Genomic DNA, 16,708 nt, shown 5'->3' with positions numbered 1-16,708 from the left:
CTATCACAATCGATCGCAAATGCTGATCGATTGCCCGGAATAACCGCGACATCCACGCAAGATGGGTGGTTTTTTGATCGTCTGCGCTGATCGGAGTACGTTGGCCGGATGGGACAGGTGCTCGATATCGGGCCGCTGCGCAGCGTGGTGGCGGTGGCGGACTGTGGTGGGTTTCACCGCGCCGCCGCGGTGTTGCACATGACGCAGTCCGCCGTCAGCCAGCATGTCCGCCGCATCGAGGCAGTGGTCGGGGGCGCCGTCGTCGAGCGCTCCGGGCGCGGCGTCGCCTTCACCGAGCTGGGGCACCGCGTACTGGGCCACGCCCGCACCATTTTGGCTGCGCACGACGGTGCGCTGGCCGATCTGGGCGCCGCCGAGGAACGGGTGCTGCTGATCGGCGCCACCGAACACGGCGCCGACGTGATGCTGCCCGGCCTGACCGCCGCGCTGGGCGAACGGCTGCCCGATTGGCGGCTACGGTTCCGCCTCGATCGCAACGTCATGCTGGCCGACGCCATCGAGCACGGCCTCGTCGACCTCGCGGTGATGCTCGACGGCTCCGGGCTGGACCCGGCACACGCATCGGGAATGCTTGCGCTGAAATGGGTTTCGGCGCGCAGCTTCGCCATGCCGGCCGGGCAGCCGTTGCCGGTGGTGATGTTCTCCGAACCGTGCACCCTTCGCGAACCGACATTCGCCACGCTGGACCGACTCGGTACCGAGTACCGCATCGCCGCCGAATCCGCGGATCTGTCCGGGCTGTTCGCCGCCGTCCGTTCCGGGCTGGGAGTGGCGCTGCTGCCAATGATCGGCCGGCTGCCCGATGGCCTGAGCCTGGCCGAGGGACTGCCGCCGGCCAGCCGCGCGTCGGTGTTCGTCCGCGGCCGGGCCGGCGTGAACGCCGACATCCTGCACACCGTCGAACAGACCGTCCGTGACGTTCTGGCCGACCAGGCCTGATACTGGAAGCAATCATGAAGCAGGAACTGATTTTCGACGCACCGCGCCGCGGAACTCCGCCGCGCCACCTCGCCGACCTCGACGAAGCGGGGCGGATCGACGCCGTCACCGCGCTCGGCTTACCGAAGTTCCGGGCCAAACAGCTGGCCAACCAGTACTACGGACGGCTGATCGCCGACCCGCACCAGATGACCGACCTGCCCGCCGCGCTGCGCGACCAGGTGGCCGGCGAACTGTTCCCGACGCTGATCACCCCGGCACGCGAGGTTCAATGCGATGCCGGAGAGACCCGGAAGACGTTGTGGCGTGGGCTCGACGGCACCACCTTCGAATCGGTGCTGATGCGGTACCCGCAGCGCAACACCGTGTGTATCTCGTCACAGGCCGGCTGCGGGATGGCCTGCCCGTTCTGCGCGACGGGTCAGGGCGGGCTGCAGCGCAACCTGTCCACCGCCGAGATCCTCGAGCAGGTACGGGCCGCATCGGCGACCATGCGTTCCGAGCACGATGGCCGGCTGTCCAACATCGTCTTCATGGGCATGGGGGAGCCGCTGGCCAACTACAACCGCGTGGTGGCCGCCGTCCGGCGCATCATCGCCCCGCCGCCCGACGGGTTCGGGATCAGCGCCCGCTCGGTGACGGTGTCCACCGTCGGCCTGGCACCCGCAATCCGCAAGCTGGCCGACGAGAAACTCGGGGTCACCCTCGCGGTGTCGCTGCACACGCCAGACGACGAACTGCGCGACACCCTGGTGCCGGTGAACAATCGCTGGCGGGTGGATGAGGTGCTCGACGCCGCACGGTATTACGCCGATTCCACCGGCCGCCGGGTGTCGATCGAATACGCGCTCATCCGCGACGTCAACGACCAGCCTTGGCGGGCAGACCTATTGGGCAAGAAGTTGCACAGTAAGTTGGGGCCGCTGGTGCACGTGAACCTGATCCCGCTCAACCCGACCCCGGGCAGCGAGTGGGATGCCAGCCCGAAACCGGTGGAGCGGGAGTTCGTCAAACGAGTCCTGGCCAAGGGTGTGTCGTGCACCGTGCGCGACACCCGCGGACGCGAGATCGCGGCAGCCTGCGGTCAGCTGGCAGCCGAGGGCTGAGCGGCCGGCGGGTTGGGACCGCCGGGCGCGGATTTCCAACGTGCCCGCCGAGATCGACGTTTCGCCGACATCTACTCGCAATTCCTGGCCCGAAGGTGAGTTTGGGCGAAGTCATGCCGGCATGCCGATGGTCTTGGCGTCCAGGTACTCCTTGTAGCCCTCTTCGCCGTTGCGGTAACCCAGACCGCTCTGCTTGGTGCCGCCGAACGGGCTGTCGATCCCGAAGTGGCTCTTGCCGTTGATGGTGACGTTGCCGGTGCGCATCCGGGTGGCCACCGCGAACGCCCGGTCCAGATCGCCACCGCTGACCTCTCCGGAGAGACCGTAGATGGAGTTGTTGGCGATCGCGACGGCCTCGTCGTCACCGTCGTAGGGGATGACGGCCAGCACCGGCCCGAAGACCTCCTCCTGGGCGATCTGGCTGTCCGGGTCGACATCGGCCAGCAGGGTCGGCTGGGTGTAGTAGCCGACCGGCAGTTTCTCCGGCACACCGCCGCCGGTGACCAGGCGGGCACCGGATTCGACGGCACCCTTGACCATGCCCAGCACCTTCTGTCGCTGGGTCTCGCTGATCTGCGGGCCCTGCATGTTGGCCGGATCCCACGGGTCGCCGACCGGGAAGTTCTCCATCATGTTCTTCATGATCTCGATGCCTTCGTCATAACGACTGCGCGGCAACAAGATCCGGCTCGGCAGGATGCAAGACTGGCCCGACATGACGCACGCCATCAGCGCCGCCATCGGCAGTGCCATGGTGAAGTCCGCGTCGTCGAGCACGATGTGCGCGCTCTTACCGCCCAACTCCAGCAGCGTCTTCTTCACCGTCTGCGCACCGGCGGCCAGGATCGCCCGGCCGGTGGCCGTCGACCCGGTGAAGGTGATCATGTCCACCCGCGGGTCGGCCGCCAGCGCGGCGCCCACCTCGTTGGCGTTCGAGACCACCAGGTTGAACACCCCCGGCGGGATATCGGTTTCCTCGGCCACGATGCGGCCGTACTCGCTGCCCGACCATGGGGTGAGCTGCGCGGGCTTGAGCACCACGGTGTTGCCCGCCATCAGGGCGGGCACGGTCTCGGCGATGTTGAGGTAGAACGGCACATTCCACGGCGTGATGGCGCCGACCACCCCGACGGCCTCGTAGTGGATCTTGCGCCGGGCGGGCCCCAGCGGCGTCTCGTGCACGCCGTTGTCGGCCAGGTACTCGAAATTCTTACCGTGCTCGGCCCAATGCTTGACCTCCTCGATCGGGCTCTCGATCTGGGCCCCGGTCACCTTTACCGGGCAGCCGACCTCGGTGATGAGCACCCGGCGCAGATGTTCCTTGTTGCGCTCCAGCGCCTCGTGCAGCTGCGTCAGGCAGTGGTAGCGGAAGTCCAGATCGCGTGACCAGTCGGTCTCGTCGAACGCGCGCCGCGCCGCGCCCACCGCGCGCGCCATGTCGTCGACCGAGCCGTCGGTGGCCTGGCCCGCGACCTGCTCGCTGGCGGGGTGGACGACGTCGAACGTCGCCCCGCTGGAGGTGTGCTGCAGTTCGCCGTCGATGAGCATCCGGGTGTCGCCCGCCAAGATGCCGGTGTCCGCCATGCCTGACAGCTTTACATGGTGGCCGCTGAGTGTCACGATTTCGCCATGGCGGCGAGCCCCGGGACGGATCAGCAGAAGGTCACCTACTGTCGCATCTGCGAACCGATGTGCGGCCTGATCGCCACGGTGTCCGACGGCCGGCTGGCGTCGCTGCGCCCGGATCAGGACCACCCGTTGTCCCGCGGTCGCGCGTGCCCCAAGGGAATCGCCTTCACCGACGTGCAGAACGATCCGGACAGGGTGCTGCATCCGCTGCGCCGCCGCGACGACGGGACCTTCGAAGAAGTCAGCTGGGACACCGCGATCGACGATATCGCCGCACGGCTGGCCGAGATCGTGGCTGAGAGCGGCGGGGCATCGGTCGGGCAGTACTTCGGAAACCCAGCGGCTTTCGGCTACGCCTCCAGCGTGTGGTCGGGGATCTTCATGGCCCGTATCGGCTCGCGGCACCTGTACTCGGCCGGGTCCCAGGACATCAACAGCCGCTTCGTGGCCAGCAAGCTGCTGTACGGAGCGGCCAGCCAGCTGCCGTTCCCGGATCTGCCGCGCACCCACTTCCTGTTGATGCTGGGCGCGAATCCGCTTGTCTCGCATGGCAGTGCGGTCCGAGCGCCCCGCATCAAGGATGATCTGGCCGCCATCGTCGGCCGCGGTGGCCGGGTGGTGGTGATCGACCCGCGCCGCACCGAGACCGCCCGCCATTACGAGCACCTCGCGGTGCGGCCGGATTCGGACGCCTGGCTGCTGCTGTCGCTGCTGCAGGTGATCTTCGAGGAGGGGCTGGCCACCGACACCGGCCGCCAGGCCCGCGGCGCGGACACCCTACGGGCATGGTGCGCCCCGTTCCCGCCGGAGGTGACCGCCGGCCGCACCGGCCTGGATGCGGGCGTGGTCCGCACCCTGGCCCGTGATTTCGCCACCGCACCCAGTGCGACCGCCTATGGGCGGACGGGTGTCTGCCTGGGCAGGCACGGCACCCTGGTGAGCTACCTGCTGGACGCGCTCACCACGGTGACCGGGAATCTGGACCGGCCCGGCGGCACCTTGATGTCGCACTCGGTGATCCCGCTGGAGGAGATGGGTGAGCGGGTCGGGAGCTTCAGCTACGGCAAGACGCGCTCGCGTATCGGTGACTTCCCCGACGTTCTCGGCACCTTCCCGGCGGCGTTGATGGCCGACGAGATCACCACCGACGGTGAGGGACAGCTGCGCGCGCTGTTCGTCGTGGCGGGTAACCCGGTGCTGTCGGTACCCAACAGTGCCGCGCTGGAGTCGGCGCTGCGCCGTCTCGAACTGTTCGTCTCCTTCGACCTCTACGTCAACGAGACGAACCGGTTGGCGCACTACGTGTTACCCGCCACCACCATGCTGGAACGCGATGATCTGCCGATCGCGTTCGCGGCGTGCTCGCCGACCTTGTTCGTGCAGTCATGTGAACCCGTGCTGGAACCGTATGGGCAGGCCCGTCCCGAGTGGGAGGTGTACTCCGAGATCGCCCGGCGGATGGGGATGGCCCTGTTCGCCACCGGACCGCTGCTGCGGTTCAACCGGGTGCTGGCCTGGCTGGACCGGCGCGGAATCGGGCGGATGACCCCACGCCGGCTGATGGAACTGCTGTTGCGCACCGGTCCGCACGGCGATCTGTTCGGATTGCGGCGTGCCGGGCTCAATCTGGAACGGCTGCGTGCCCACCCGCATGGCATCGTGCTGGCCGAGCACGCGCCCACCGGGATCTTGGCCGACGTGGTGCGCCACGCCGATGCCAAGGTGCATCTGGATTCGCCGGAGATCGCCGACGAGATCGCCCGGCTGGGCCACAATCATCCCGACGACCCGCGTTTCCCGTTGCTGGCCATCGGTATTCGGGAGATGCGCTCGCAGAACTCGTGGATGCACAACAGTCCCACCCTGATGAAGGGCGACCGCAGGCAGCGCACCCGGATCCATCCTGCCGATGCGGCCGCGGCAGGCCTGCAGGACGGCGGCCAGGTCCGCATCGTGTCCGAGCACGGCAAGATCGAGACCGGTGTGCTCATCACCGACGAGATGGCGGTGGGCACCGTCGCGATCCCGCAGGGCTGGGGCCATCGCGGCGGTGGCTGGCAGCTGGCCAACGCCACGCCGGGGGCCAACGTCAACGAACTGACCTCCAACCGGCCCGAGGACCTGGAGGCATTGGCCGGGATGGCCGTCCTCAACGGGGTGGCCGTCCGGCTGGAGAGCGTGTAGGCGTCAGTCGGCGTCGGGCTGGCGGATACCCACCGCGTGCCGCAGCTGGGCCAGGAACTGGCCTTCGTCATCGCTGCGCACGATGTAGTGCGAGATGGCGACCCGGATGGCGGTGGCCGCGCGCACCGGCCCACCGGCCCCGGGCATCAGCTTGAGCAGCCTGGCACGCATGACCGGAATCACGTGGGACAGCTGTGCGATCACGACCTCGGGCTCGATGTCGACCACCCGCACACCTGAGTAGGACTGCTGGTATTCCACGATGAATCGCAGTGCGGCGTCGAGCTTCTCGGTGCCACGCAATCCGGAGGTGGCCCGGCTCATGCCGGTGTCGAACATCTCACGCTCGTATTCGCCGAAGGCGCCCAGCAGCTCTTCCTTGGAGGCGAACCACCGGTACAGCGTGGGCCGGGACACCCCGGCCTGCAGCGCCACCTCGGACAGGCTGAGCTTGGTCTGGCCGCTGCGTCCGAGTACCTCTGCCGTGGCCACCAGAATCCGTCGTCGCGTCGAGGTGTCCTCACCGGCGTCGGCGGTCAACGGCTTGTTCACATCCCTGATGGTAGTTGCTGGAGCATTACAAATTCGCCTTCAGTGTCTTGACCGTGTCGAGATCTTCCAGCGCCGCGACCGCCCGGCCCAATCCGGCCAAGGCGATGGTGTCGTCCTGCATGCCGCCCATCCCGGCCGTGATGAGGGTGGCGATGTAGGCGTACAGCGCGGCCTGGCGGTACCGGGACCACAACTCGTCACCGTCGAGGTCGGGCCCGCCGCCCGCCGCCAGCGCGCGCCGGTACACCTCGAGCAGGTCGCGCTGATGCTCGATCCGGTCGGCGGTGGTCATGCCGGTGATCAACGTGTAGGACAGCTCCCGGGACGGATGGCCGCGGCGCACCGCCTGCCAGTCGAGCAGGCCGGCTCTTCCGTTGCGGAAGTAGACGTTTCCGGGGTGGGCGTCCCCGTGCATGACGGTGTGCGGGGGCCTGTCGATCAGCTGCGCGACGGCGCGGTAGTTGTCGTTGATGAAGCGACCGTTCTGCAGCGCCACGGTGGTGCGCCCGGCCAGCCGGCGGGCCGCGGCGTTGGCCAGCGAACCGGTCAGCAGTGAGGTGGTGTCCCCGGAGGCGGAGTACACCCAGGGGTGTGGGTCCAGCCGCTCCCAGAACGTCGCGTGCACATGGGCCAGCAATTCGACGATCTGGGCAGCCTGGTCGGCACTGAGGGGATTCAGGGTGTCGGGGAATTCACACCGGTCGACCGCCAGATCCTCCAGCACCAGGACGAAACGTCCGGTCAGGGCGTCGAAGGTGCCACCGTGGCATCCGGGCACGTCGCGTAGGCGCGGGGCGAGCTCGCGGTAGAAGCGCACCTCGGTGTCCGCGAGCCGGCCGAGCTCGCCCATCAACCTGGTCGCCGCGGTCTCGGCAGGCATCTTGACGAACACCGTCGAGGGGAGGTCGGCGCCGGTCAGGGCGAGCCGGGCGCGTGCGGAGGTGCCCGCGTCACCGCCGATCACCGTCACGGATTCGACGCTGCGCCCGAGTAGCCGGGACAGGAACGGCGCATCCAGATCGCGGATATGCCGGGGGAGTGTGCGCATCCGCCCGACGGCGGCGTCGGTTGCGATACGTTGCACACCGCGGCCCAGGTGCGCGGTCAAGCCGAGGACGGGCCAATCGCGCCGGGGCAGCAAGGACATTCGTCGATGTTTACAAAGGTCGACCTGATTGTAAAGGGGCGTCATGGCGGGGCCGATGGACGGATTCACCGTGGTGGAGCTCGGCGTCTGGGTGGCCGCGCCGGCCACGGGTGCCATTCTGGCCGACTGGGGCGCCGACGTGATCAAGATCGAACCGCCCGCCGGTGATCCCGCCCGCACCTTCGGCGCAATGATGGGCCTGGACCCCGAACTCGGCGTGGGTGCGAATCCACCGTTCGAGATGGACAACCGCTCCAAACGCAGCATCGTGCTGGACCTGGGCACCGTGGCCGGACGCGACACCGCGTTCGAGTTGCTCTCGGGCGCAGATGTTTTCGTGACCAACCTGCGCCCGGCGGCATTGCACCGGCTCGGCTTGGACCATGAATCGGTGGCCGAGCTCAACCCGCGGCTGGTGTACGGACTGATCACCGGGTACGGCACCAAGGGGCCCGATGCCGACCGTGCCGCCTACGACGTGGCGGCATTCTGGGCCCGCGCCGGGCTGGCCGATCTGCTCACCAGGCCCGGCGATACCCCGCCGTTTCAGCGCGGCGGGATGGGCGACCATTCGGCGGGGATGACGCTGGCCGCCGCGGTGTGTGCGGCCCTGCTGGCCCGCAACCGAACCGGCGAAGGGCAGCTGGTGAGCACCTCGCTGTACCGCCAAGGCGCCTACACGGTGTCCTTCGACCTCAACACGATGCTGCTGACCGGCCAGCAGGTGGCGATCGGTCAGCGCGAGTCGATGGGCAATCCGTGTATGAACAACTACGCCGCCGGTGACGGGCGTCGGTTCTGGATCGTCGGGCTGCAGGGGGAGCGGCACTGGCCGGCGCTGTGCCGTGCGGTGAACCGCACGGACTGGCTGACCGACCCCGAATTCGCAACCGCCGGGGCCCGCTTCATCCACGCGCGCGAACTGATCGCCGCACTGGACCAGATCTTCGCGACGCGCCCGTTGGACGACTGGGCGCAGGTTTTCGCCGCCGAGCCGGACTTCTTCTGGTCGCCGATCAACACGCTCGACGACGTCCTGGCCGACGAACAGTTCCATGCCGCCGGGGGTATCGTCGATGTGCCCGAAGGTGATTCGAGTGTCCCGATGGTGGCGACCCCGGCCGATTTCTCGGCGACGCCCTGGGCGCCGCGGGCCGTCGCGCCCAGGCTCGGCGAGCACACCGAGGATCTTGGCCGAACTGAAGGCCCGAGCCACCTAGATTCCGTCGCTTCGCTCGTCCTGTCCATCGTGCTGCGCGTTGACCTCGACCAGCAGGGCGTTCAGCCGCTCCCGGGTCAGTGCGCCCCCACTGAAGGTCACCAGCCGGTCCAGCGGGATGGACGCGATGATGGCGAGCATCTCGGCGCTCGGTGCGCCACCGCCCGCCCCCGGCATGTCGGTGACCGCCGCCGCGAGGACCGCCGCCGCGGCCGGATCGGCCAGCACCTCTCCCAGGGCGGACTCACCGGTGAAGGGTTCAGGCACCTCGTCACCGGCCAGCGTCACGGTGGTGTGCAGCCGCAGATCCCGGCTGGACGCACCGGCCCACAGCGTGTACCGGCCGCCCTCGACCACCCAACGGCCGGCCCAGTAGGCGAGATCGTGTGCGGACACCGGTATCTCGACGACGGCGTCGTCCCCGGGGTCCAGGGTCACCGACCCGAAACCGGCCAGCCAGCGCGGCGCCCGGTCCACGCGGGAATCCGTCCTGCCGGCATAGACCTGCACCACCTCCCTGCCCCGCCGGGCACCGGTGTTGGCCACGGTGACGGCAACGGTCAATCCGTCGCCGTGTTCGGCGACCTCCACGCCGCGGTAGTCGAACGTGGTGTAGGACAAGCCATGCCCGAACGGATAGGTGACCGGCAGCTCACGGGCGTCATACCAGCGGTAGCCGACGAAGATTCGCTCGCCGTAGGTGGTGTGACCGCGCTCGGACGGGAAGTTCAGGTAGGCGGGGGTGTCCTGCAGCCGCACCGGCACCGTCTCGGCGAGCCGACCGGACGGATTGCACACGCCGAACAGCACATCGGCGATACCGCCGCCGCCGGCCTGGCCCAGCAGGGCGCCGTCCAGGATCGCCGGTGCCAGGGCTGCCACCTCGTCCAATCGCACGACGCCGCCGTGCGAGAGCACCACCACGGTGCGGGGCTGTACCCGCACCACCTCGCGCAGAAGTTGCAGATGCGCGCCCGGCAGCTCGATATGTGGCCGGTCGAATCCTTCGGATTCGTCTTCGGCCGTGAGGCCGAGGAACAGCACCGCCACATCCGATGACGCGGCCTGGGTCGCGTCATCGGAATACGACACCTCGTGATCCCCGGCCAGCCGGCGGATCTCGTCCAGCGCGATGTCCAGCCGGGTCGGGTTCACATGTGAGCTGCCGCCGCCCTGGTAGCGGGGTTCGCGGGCGAAACCGCCGATCACCGCTATCCGGCCCGGCTGCAGCGGAAGCAGGCCGCCGTCGTTCTTGAGCAGCACCACCGCGCGGCCCGCGGCCTCCCGGGCCAGCCGGTGATGGGCATCCTCATCGAATTCCGTTGCGGTGCCGTCACTTTTCAGGGTGCGCGCGGCCAATGTGGCCACCCGTGCCGCGGCGCGGGCGATCATGTCCTGCGCCAGTTCACCCCGCCCGACGGCCGCGACGACATCCCGGTCGGTCACCCCGCCGCTGCCCGGCATCTCCAGATCGAGGCCGGCGGCCACCGCCGCGACGCGGTCGCGCACCGCGCCCCAGTCGCTGACCACCACACCGTCGAAGCCCCACTCTCCGCGTAGCACGTCGGTGAGCAGCCAGTGGTTCTCCGCCGCGTACACCCCGTTGATGCGGTTGTAGGAACACATCACCGACCACGGAGCGGCCCGGCGCACCACGTATTCGAAGGCCCGTAGGTAGATTTCGCGCAGCGTCCGTTCGTCGACATCGGAACTCGCTCGCATCCGGTCGAATTCGGCATTGTTGGCGGCAAAGTGTTTCACCGAGGCGGCCACGCCGCGACCCTGGACGCCGCGGACCCAGGCCGCCCCGAGTGCGCCGGAGAGCAACGGATCCTCGGAGAAGTACTCGAAGTTGCGCCCGCAGCGGGGGTCCCGCTTGATGTTGATGCCCGGTCCGAGCAGGACGTTGACGCCCAGCGCCCGGCTTTCGTCACCCAGCGCGACACCGATCCGCTCGACCAGCTCAGGATCCCAGGTCTGGGCCAAGCCCACCGCGGGCGGAAAACAGGTCGCCGGCACACTCTCGCCGATACCCAAATGGTCGGCGCCAGTGCCGGATTGCCTGCGCACGCCGTGCGGGCCGTCGGTGAGCACGATCGCCGGAACATCCCCGATCGCCTTGGTGGTCCAGAAGGTGGCGCCACTGCCGAGCGCGGCCTGTTGTGACACATCGAGTGCACCGATATCGACCATGGACCCAGGCTACCGACGGCTGCTGTGCGTCCTCACCCTCGCCGAGTGCCGCAACTGTGCGAGGAAGTCCGCCCCGTCATCACTGCGCACCAGGTAATGCGATACCGCCACCCGGACCGCGGTGGCTGCAGCCACGGCGGCGTCCGGCCCCTCCGAGAGGCGTTCGAGCCGTTCGCGCATCAGCGGGATGAACTGTGCCAGCCGCGCGATCACGTGCTCGGGCTCGATGTCGACCATCCGCAGGCCCGGATAGGACTGCTGGTATTCGACGATGATCTGCAGGGCGGCATCGAGACGCTCGGCGGCGGGCAGCCGGGCCGCGACCGCCGCGACGGCCCGCTCGTAATGCCCGCGTTCCCAGACCACGAACGCGTCCAGCAACTGCTGTTTGGAGGCGAACCACCGATACAGCGTCGGACGCGACACGCCTGCCTGCGTGGCGACCTCCGACAAGCTGAGCTTGGTCATGCCGTAATTGCCCAGCACCTCGGCGGTTGCGGTGAGGATGCGTTCGCGCGTGCTGGCCGCCGCCTCGGCGGCAACTGGGTCCGGCATCCCCACAGCTTTACAAACTATTGCTGAACTGTCACGCTGAATCGGTCGCGACATCGCCGTCGCGAACCCTGAGGAGGGAACGCCCCGTGACCGTTGCCAGCAACCCGCAGGCGCGCGAATACAGTTCGTTCGACATCACGTCACACGAATTCTGGAATCAGCCGTTTGCCGAGCGGGACCAGACGTTCGCCCGGCTGCGGGCGGCCGACGGCCTCAGCTGGCACCAGCCGTTGTCCACCCTGTTCGACATCTCCGAGCCGGGGTTCTGGGCACTGACCCGGCGGGCCGACATCCAGTTCGCCAGTCAGCATCCCGAGCTGTTCACCTCCGCGCGCGGGGTGGCGCTGGACCCGATGCCCGCCGAGGTGCAGAAGTTCGCCACCTTCTTCCTGATGATGGATCCACCCGAACACACGGTGTACCGCAAGCTGATCAGCTCGGCCTTCACCCCGCGCCACGTCCGCCAGATCGAGGAACAGATCCACCGCAACGCGGTCGCCGTGGTGGACGACCTGGTCGGGGTGGGCGATGTCGATTTCGTCGAAGCCTGTTCGGCACGACTGCCGATGCGAACCATCTCCGACATGCTCGGGGTGCCCAGCGCCGATCAACCCGCCTTGGCGAAGGCCGCCGAGAAGCTCTTCAGCATGAGCGACGACGAGTTCTCCAGTCTGGAAGAACGCGCGATGGCGACCATCAACGAAATCATGTTGATCTCCAACACCGGTATCGAGCTGGCGAAGTTCCGTCGCGCCAATCCGGGCGACGACCTGATGACGAGCATCGTGAACGCCGAGGTGGACGGTCACCGGCTGACCGACGAACAGATCGGGGCGTTCCTGATCCTGCTCGCGTCGGCGGGTAACGACACCACCAAGCAGACCACCACCCATGCGATGATGGCGCTGGCCGCCCACCCGCAGCAGCGGGACTGGCTGCTGGCGGATTTCGACGGCCGGATCGGCACCGCGGTCGAGGAGTTCGTGCGCTGGGCCACGCCGGTGATGCAGTTCGCCCGGTTCGCCACCGAGGACGTGGAACTGGCCGGTCAGCTGATCAGCGCGGGGGACAAGGTGGGCCTGTTCTACTGTTCGGCGAACCGGGACGAGTCGGTGTTCGACGCGCCGGAGACATTCGATCTGAGCCGTTCACCCAACCCGCACGTCGGATTCGGTGCCGGCGGACCGCATTTCTGCCTGGGCAACCAGCTGGCCAAGACCGAACTGCGAAACCTGTTCCGCGAGTTGCTGACCCGGTGTAAGACCATCGAGTTCGGCGAGCCCGACCTGTTGTACAGCTCATTCGTGCACGGCGTGAAGCGCGTGCCGGCCCACGTCCGTTGACCAAGGAGTGACGCATGCATGTCGAAGTCGACCTGGGCAAGTGCACCGGGCACGGGATCTGCGAATCCCTGGCCGAGGATGTGTTCGAAGTGACCGACGAGGGCAGCGTCGTCATCCATGACAGCGGCGCCGCCGATGACGGGCTGCTGCGCCAGGCCGTCATCCAGTGCCCGGCGGCCGCGCTGCGGGCCGTCGACTAGGACGTGCGCGGCGGCCTGCGGCGCACCAGCACCGACTGTTGGATGGCCCCGATCGCGCCCTGCTCGTCGAAGAGCGTGCCCAGCGTGGTGCCGATCCCGTCCGGACCGTAGTTGGTCTCGGCCCGGATGCCGATCCACGGACCGTCGGGTATCCGGTGCACATGCACCGCCAGATCGGTGTTGAGGAACGTCCATTTACGGATATCGAGCTTGTTGCCGATCCCGTTGGCATCGTCGGCCACCGCGAACAGGCGCTGCAGCGCGGTCATGGACTCGCCGGCCACCAGGTCCACCGTCGGGCTGAGCCACGATTCGCCGGGACCGGCGGCCAGCGGGTCGGTGAGCCAGCGCCAGTCGATGCTGTGCACATAGTTGGGCGCCCAGTCCTTGGCCATGTCCCGGCTGCGGGCCTGCGCCAGCGGACGCAGCGGCGCGGCCGACGCATGCACGGCCTCGGTGGTGTCCTCCCGCTGCAGCCGCCACCCACTGGCCCGCACCACCGGGCGGACGGTGCCGTCGGGTGCGGCGGCCAGCATCTCCGCTGTGATCAACTCGATCTGCTTGCCCGCCCGTTCGCGTTGCGCACGCACCCACAGATCCCCTTCGGCGGGAACGGGTCCCAGCAGATCGACGAGGACCCGGCTCAGCCGGGTGTCGTCGCGCCGGTCGCAGCGTTCCAACGCTCGGACCAGTAGTGCCGACGGTGGCGCCCCGTGCTGAAACTGGGCCGACCAGGTGCCACGCACCATATCGGTGGCCCGGAATCTCTCGCCGGTGGCATCATCGGCGTCGATCAGTTCGTAGTAACAGTCCGACATCTGCTCTCTCATTCCGGGGCCGGGACGTCGACCATGATCGCGTCCAGGCGGGACAGCCTGGTACCGCGAAGCTTCCGCGGATAGGCATCGGTGGACGACAGTAGGAACAGCGTGCGATTCTCCGGGCCGCCCAGTGCACACGCGATCGCGGTGCGCCCCTCCATGTCGATCCGGTCGGTGACTCCCGCTGCGGTGACGCGCTGGAACTGATGCGCGAGTGTCATGGCCACCCAGACGCCTCCGTCGGCGTCCACCGCGAGCCCGTCGGGTGGTCCGTCCAGCCCGTCGGCGAACACCCTCCGGTCGCCCAGTCCGCCGTCCTCGTCGATGGTGAAGGCCGACAGCCGCCTGCCCGTCGACTCGGCCACGATCATGGTGGTCCCGTCCGGCGTGATGACCATGCCGTTGGGGAAATCGAGATCACCCGCGACCACCCGGGCGCTGCGGTCGGGGTCCAGTCGCACGATCACGCCACCGGTGCGGGCTTGGGAGCCGACGTACGCCCGCCCATGCTCGTCGACCACCATATCGCCGAGTTCGGCGGGCACGATTGCGCTGAGATCGGCTAGCGCGGAGACGGATTCGCCGTCGTAGTGCAGAACCTGGCGGGCTTGCGTGGAGGCGATCAGCAGGGTGCCGTCGGGCGCAAAACCCAGTCCGGACGGGGCGTGCCCGGGCAGCGGGAGTGTCGACATCTCACCGGCGAGGGTGACGGTGTGCACCGCTTCGCCGAGCATGTCGGAGAACCACACCAGACCCTCGAACCAGCGAGCACCTTCGCCGAAGCAGAATCCGTTGGCCAGCGGTTGCACCGTCATGTGGTCACGATAGCCGACCATCACACCGGACCTTTACAAAACACGTCTCAAATGTCACGCTCGCTGAGTGCGCAAACATCACGGCGACACGCTGTTGTACCTCCACGAGACGATCAACCTCGGGTCGGGACGCAGTGACGAGTTCACCGACCGATTCAACGACGTGTATCACCCGATGATGTCGGAGCTGGATGCGCGACTGTTCGCCCTCTGGGAAACGACGCCGTACAACGGTAATTGGCCGCAGGTGACCGTCATCTGGGAGATCGACGCCTTCGCCGACTACGCCCGGATCGGCCGTGAGCAGGCCCGCGGCGGCAGTCAGCACGGTGCGGCCACCACGTGGTCGCGGTATCTGGCCGGTATCGGTGCCCGGGGGGAGGGCCGAATCATGTACCCGGGCCCCTCCAACAGGACCCTCGCCGAGCTCACCGAGGCGGATTTCACTGCGGGACTGGTGATTCAGGAGATCATGCAGACCAAGCCCGGCAAGCAGGACGACTACATCCGGGAGTTGGAACGGCTGTACGTGCCGTGGTCGGAGAGCACGGGCAAGCGCTGGCTCGGTTCGTTCACCACCACGTTCCGGTTCAACGAGGTGATCCACTACTGGGCACTCGACGGTGACTGGGACTGCTTCGACAACCACTACCCGTCCTGGACCGAACACCCGCCCGCCGAGATCGTCACCTGGATGAGCGTGGCCCCGGCATTGCGCGACGGGTGGGAGGATTCGATCCTCGCGGCCCTGCCACCGTCTCCACTGCAATGACCGAATTCAGTTACGACCCGTTCGATCCGGCAGTGATGGCAGACCCGTTGCCGTACTACCGGGTGCTGCGCGACGAACACCCGGTGTACTACCTGCCGGAGTGGGACACCTATGCGCTGTCCCGGTTCGCCGATATCTGGGACGTGCTCGCCGTCAACGACGGCACCTTCGTCGCATCGGAGGGAACCCTGCCCGCGGCAACGGTTCTGACGAAACACAACGACGGCCCGGTGCCCGACCCGGCGCTGCATCCGATGCCGTTCCACGCCAACTTCGACACCCCGCTGTATGAACAGGTGCGGCGCTGCACGTCGGCACCGTTGCGCCCACGCGCCGTCAGCGGCCTGGCCGACCGGATCCGGACGCTGGCCAACGAACGCCTCGACGCGCTGCTGCCGCTGGGCACCTTCGACCTCACCCAGGACTACGGCGGGATCGTCGCGGCGTCGGTGGTATGCGAACTCCTCGGCCTGCCAACCGAACTGGCCGCCGACGTGCTCGCCACGGTGAACGCCGGCAGCCTGGCCCAACCCGGCAGTGGGGTCGAGGTGGCCACCGCACGGCCCGGCTACCTGGAGTACCTGACACCTGTGGTGGCGGCCCGGCGAGCCGGGCGCGGCGAACCGCTGGCGATCGCCGACGCGCTGCTCAATCACCGGCTACCCGATGGTTCCGCGTTCAGCGACATGGAAGCCGCCGTGCAGATGCTCGGCGTCTTCATCGGTGGCACCGAGACCGTGCCCAAGATCGTTGCGCACGGGCTGTGGGAACTGCACCGCCGTCCCGAACAGCTGGCCGCGGTGCGCGCCGACCCGGCAGCCAACGTGCACCGAGCCCGGGAGGAGATGATCCGTTATTGCGCACCGGCGCAGTGGTTCGCCCGCACCGTGCGCAAGCCGTACACCGTGGCAGGCACCACCATCAACCCCGGACAGCGCATCATCACCCTGCTGGCCTCGGCGGCCAGGGACGATCGCGAGTACCACGATCCCGATGTCTTCCAATGGGATCGCCCGATCGAGCGGATCCTGGCGTTCGGGCGTGGCATGCACTTCTGCCTCGGGGTGCATCTGGCCCGCCTCGAGATCGGCATCATGGTGACCGAATGGCTCAACAGAGTCGGTGAATACCGGATTCTCGAAGATGCCGCCCTGCGTCCGCCATCCAGCTTTCAATGGGGCTGGAACAACATTCCGGTGGAGGTGGGCTGAC

14 protein-coding genes and 1 pseudogene are annotated in these 16,708 nt (G+C 68.0%); 8 read left to right on the top strand and 7 right to left on the bottom strand.

Translation table 11 applies throughout. The features are described from left to right. Positions 1-108 precede the first annotated feature (108 nt). Together ACXPWS_RS20335 and rlmN are read left to right on the top strand one after the other, a co-directional pair. Positions 109-960 carry a LysR family transcriptional regulator gene (locus tag ACXPWS_RS20335; RefSeq protein WP_458708386.1) on the top strand — a complete coding sequence of 284 codons (852 nt, stop codon included), beginning with the start codon at positions 109-111 and terminating at the stop codon, positions 958-960. Positions 961-974: 14 nt separating this feature from the next. Further along, the gene (gene rlmN, locus ACXPWS_RS20330) at positions 975-2,066 is read left to right on the top strand and encodes a 23S rRNA (adenine(2503)-C(2))-methyltransferase RlmN (protein WP_458708385.1); all 1,092 of its coding nucleotides are present in this window, start codon (positions 975-977) and stop codon (positions 2,064-2,066) included. A 111-nt stretch (positions 2,067-2,177) separates the two neighbouring features. Here the strand turns inward: rlmN and ACXPWS_RS20325 are convergent, their stop codons facing one another. After that, a complete protein-coding gene (locus ACXPWS_RS20325; RefSeq protein WP_458708384.1) occupies positions 2,178-3,650 on the bottom strand; it encodes an aldehyde dehydrogenase family protein in 1,473 nt (490 codons plus the stop codon). Between the two features lie 45 nt (positions 3,651-3,695). Between ACXPWS_RS20325 and ACXPWS_RS20320 the strand changes: the two genes are divergently transcribed. Then, positions 3,696-5,879 (top strand): molybdopterin-dependent oxidoreductase, encoded by a 2,184-nt coding sequence (locus ACXPWS_RS20320; protein ID WP_458708383.1) that lies wholly within the window; start codon positions 3,696-3,698, stop codon positions 5,877-5,879. A 3-nt stretch (positions 5,880-5,882) separates the two neighbouring features. Here ACXPWS_RS20320 and ACXPWS_RS20315 read toward each other — a convergent pair whose 3' ends face one another. Continuing rightward, a complete protein-coding gene (locus ACXPWS_RS20315; RefSeq protein ID WP_458708382.1) occupies positions 5,883-6,431 on the bottom strand; it encodes a TetR/AcrR family transcriptional regulator in 549 nt (182 codons plus the stop codon). Between the two features lie 25 nt (positions 6,432-6,456). Next, positions 6,457-7,578: a phosphotransferase gene (locus ACXPWS_RS20310; RefSeq protein WP_458708381.1), complete on the bottom strand. Its 1,122-nt coding sequence runs from the start codon at positions 7,576-7,578 to the stop codon at positions 6,457-6,459. Positions 7,579-7,621: 43 nt separating this feature from the next. Here ACXPWS_RS20310 and ACXPWS_RS20305 point away from each other — a divergent pair. After that, positions 7,622-8,798: pseudogene (locus tag ACXPWS_RS20305) on the top strand (CaiB/BaiF CoA transferase family protein). On the opposite strand, the gene ACXPWS_RS20300 reads toward ACXPWS_RS20305, so the two are convergent. Both ACXPWS_RS20300 and ACXPWS_RS20295 read right to left on the bottom strand, forming a co-directional pair. Next, on the bottom strand, positions 8,795-10,990 hold the full coding sequence (locus ACXPWS_RS20300) for a glycoside hydrolase family 3 C-terminal domain-containing protein (RefSeq protein ID WP_458708380.1): 2,196 nt from the start codon (positions 10,988-10,990) through the stop codon (positions 8,795-8,797). The pseudogene ACXPWS_RS20305 and the gene ACXPWS_RS20300 overlap by 4 nt on opposite strands. A 9-nt stretch (positions 10,991-10,999) precedes the next feature. Beyond that, positions 11,000-11,545, bottom strand: coding sequence for a TetR/AcrR family transcriptional regulator (locus ACXPWS_RS20295; RefSeq protein WP_458708379.1), 546 nt, complete (start codon positions 11,543-11,545; stop codon positions 11,000-11,002). Between the two features lie 86 nt (positions 11,546-11,631). Here ACXPWS_RS20295 and ACXPWS_RS20290 point away from each other — a divergent pair, with 86 nt between their 5' ends. Continuing rightward, complete coding sequence (locus tag ACXPWS_RS20290) at positions 11,632-12,888, top strand: cytochrome P450 (RefSeq protein ID WP_458708378.1); 1,257 nt, start codon at positions 11,632-11,634, stop codon at positions 12,886-12,888. Positions 12,889-12,902: 14 nt separating this feature from the next. Further along, a complete protein-coding gene (locus ACXPWS_RS20285) occupies positions 12,903-13,088 on the top strand; it encodes a ferredoxin (protein WP_458708377.1) in 186 nt (61 codons plus the stop codon). On the opposite strand, the gene ACXPWS_RS20280 is transcribed toward ACXPWS_RS20285, so the two are convergent. Together ACXPWS_RS20280 and ACXPWS_RS20275 are read right to left on the bottom strand one after the other, a co-directional pair. Next, positions 13,085-13,906: a thioesterase family protein gene (locus ACXPWS_RS20280; protein ID WP_458708376.1), complete on the bottom strand. Its 822-nt coding sequence runs from the start codon at positions 13,904-13,906 to the stop codon at positions 13,085-13,087. The genes ACXPWS_RS20285 and ACXPWS_RS20280 overlap by 4 nt on opposite strands. A gap of 8 nt (positions 13,907-13,914) precedes the next feature. After that, a complete protein-coding gene (locus tag ACXPWS_RS20275) occupies positions 13,915-14,724 on the bottom strand; it encodes an SMP-30/gluconolactonase/LRE family protein (protein WP_458708375.1) in 810 nt (269 codons plus the stop codon). A gap of 67 nt (positions 14,725-14,791) precedes the next feature. Between ACXPWS_RS20275 and ACXPWS_RS20270 the strand changes: the two genes are divergently transcribed. Next, positions 14,792-15,496 (top strand): NIPSNAP family protein, encoded by a 705-nt coding sequence (locus ACXPWS_RS20270; protein WP_458708374.1) that lies wholly within the window; start codon positions 14,792-14,794, stop codon positions 15,494-15,496. Next, the gene (locus ACXPWS_RS20265) at positions 15,493-16,707 is read left to right on the top strand and encodes a cytochrome P450 (protein WP_458708373.1); all 1,215 of its coding nucleotides are present in this window, start codon (positions 15,493-15,495) and stop codon (positions 16,705-16,707) included. Before ACXPWS_RS20270 ends, ACXPWS_RS20265 begins: the two co-directional genes overlap by 4 nt. Position 16,708: the final 1 nt, after the last annotated feature.

Source organism: Mycobacterium sp. BMJ-28 (genome assembly GCF_054404835.1).
Note: the sequence above shows the minus strand (reverse complement) of the source record. Positions and strands in the feature narration are given on the sequence as shown.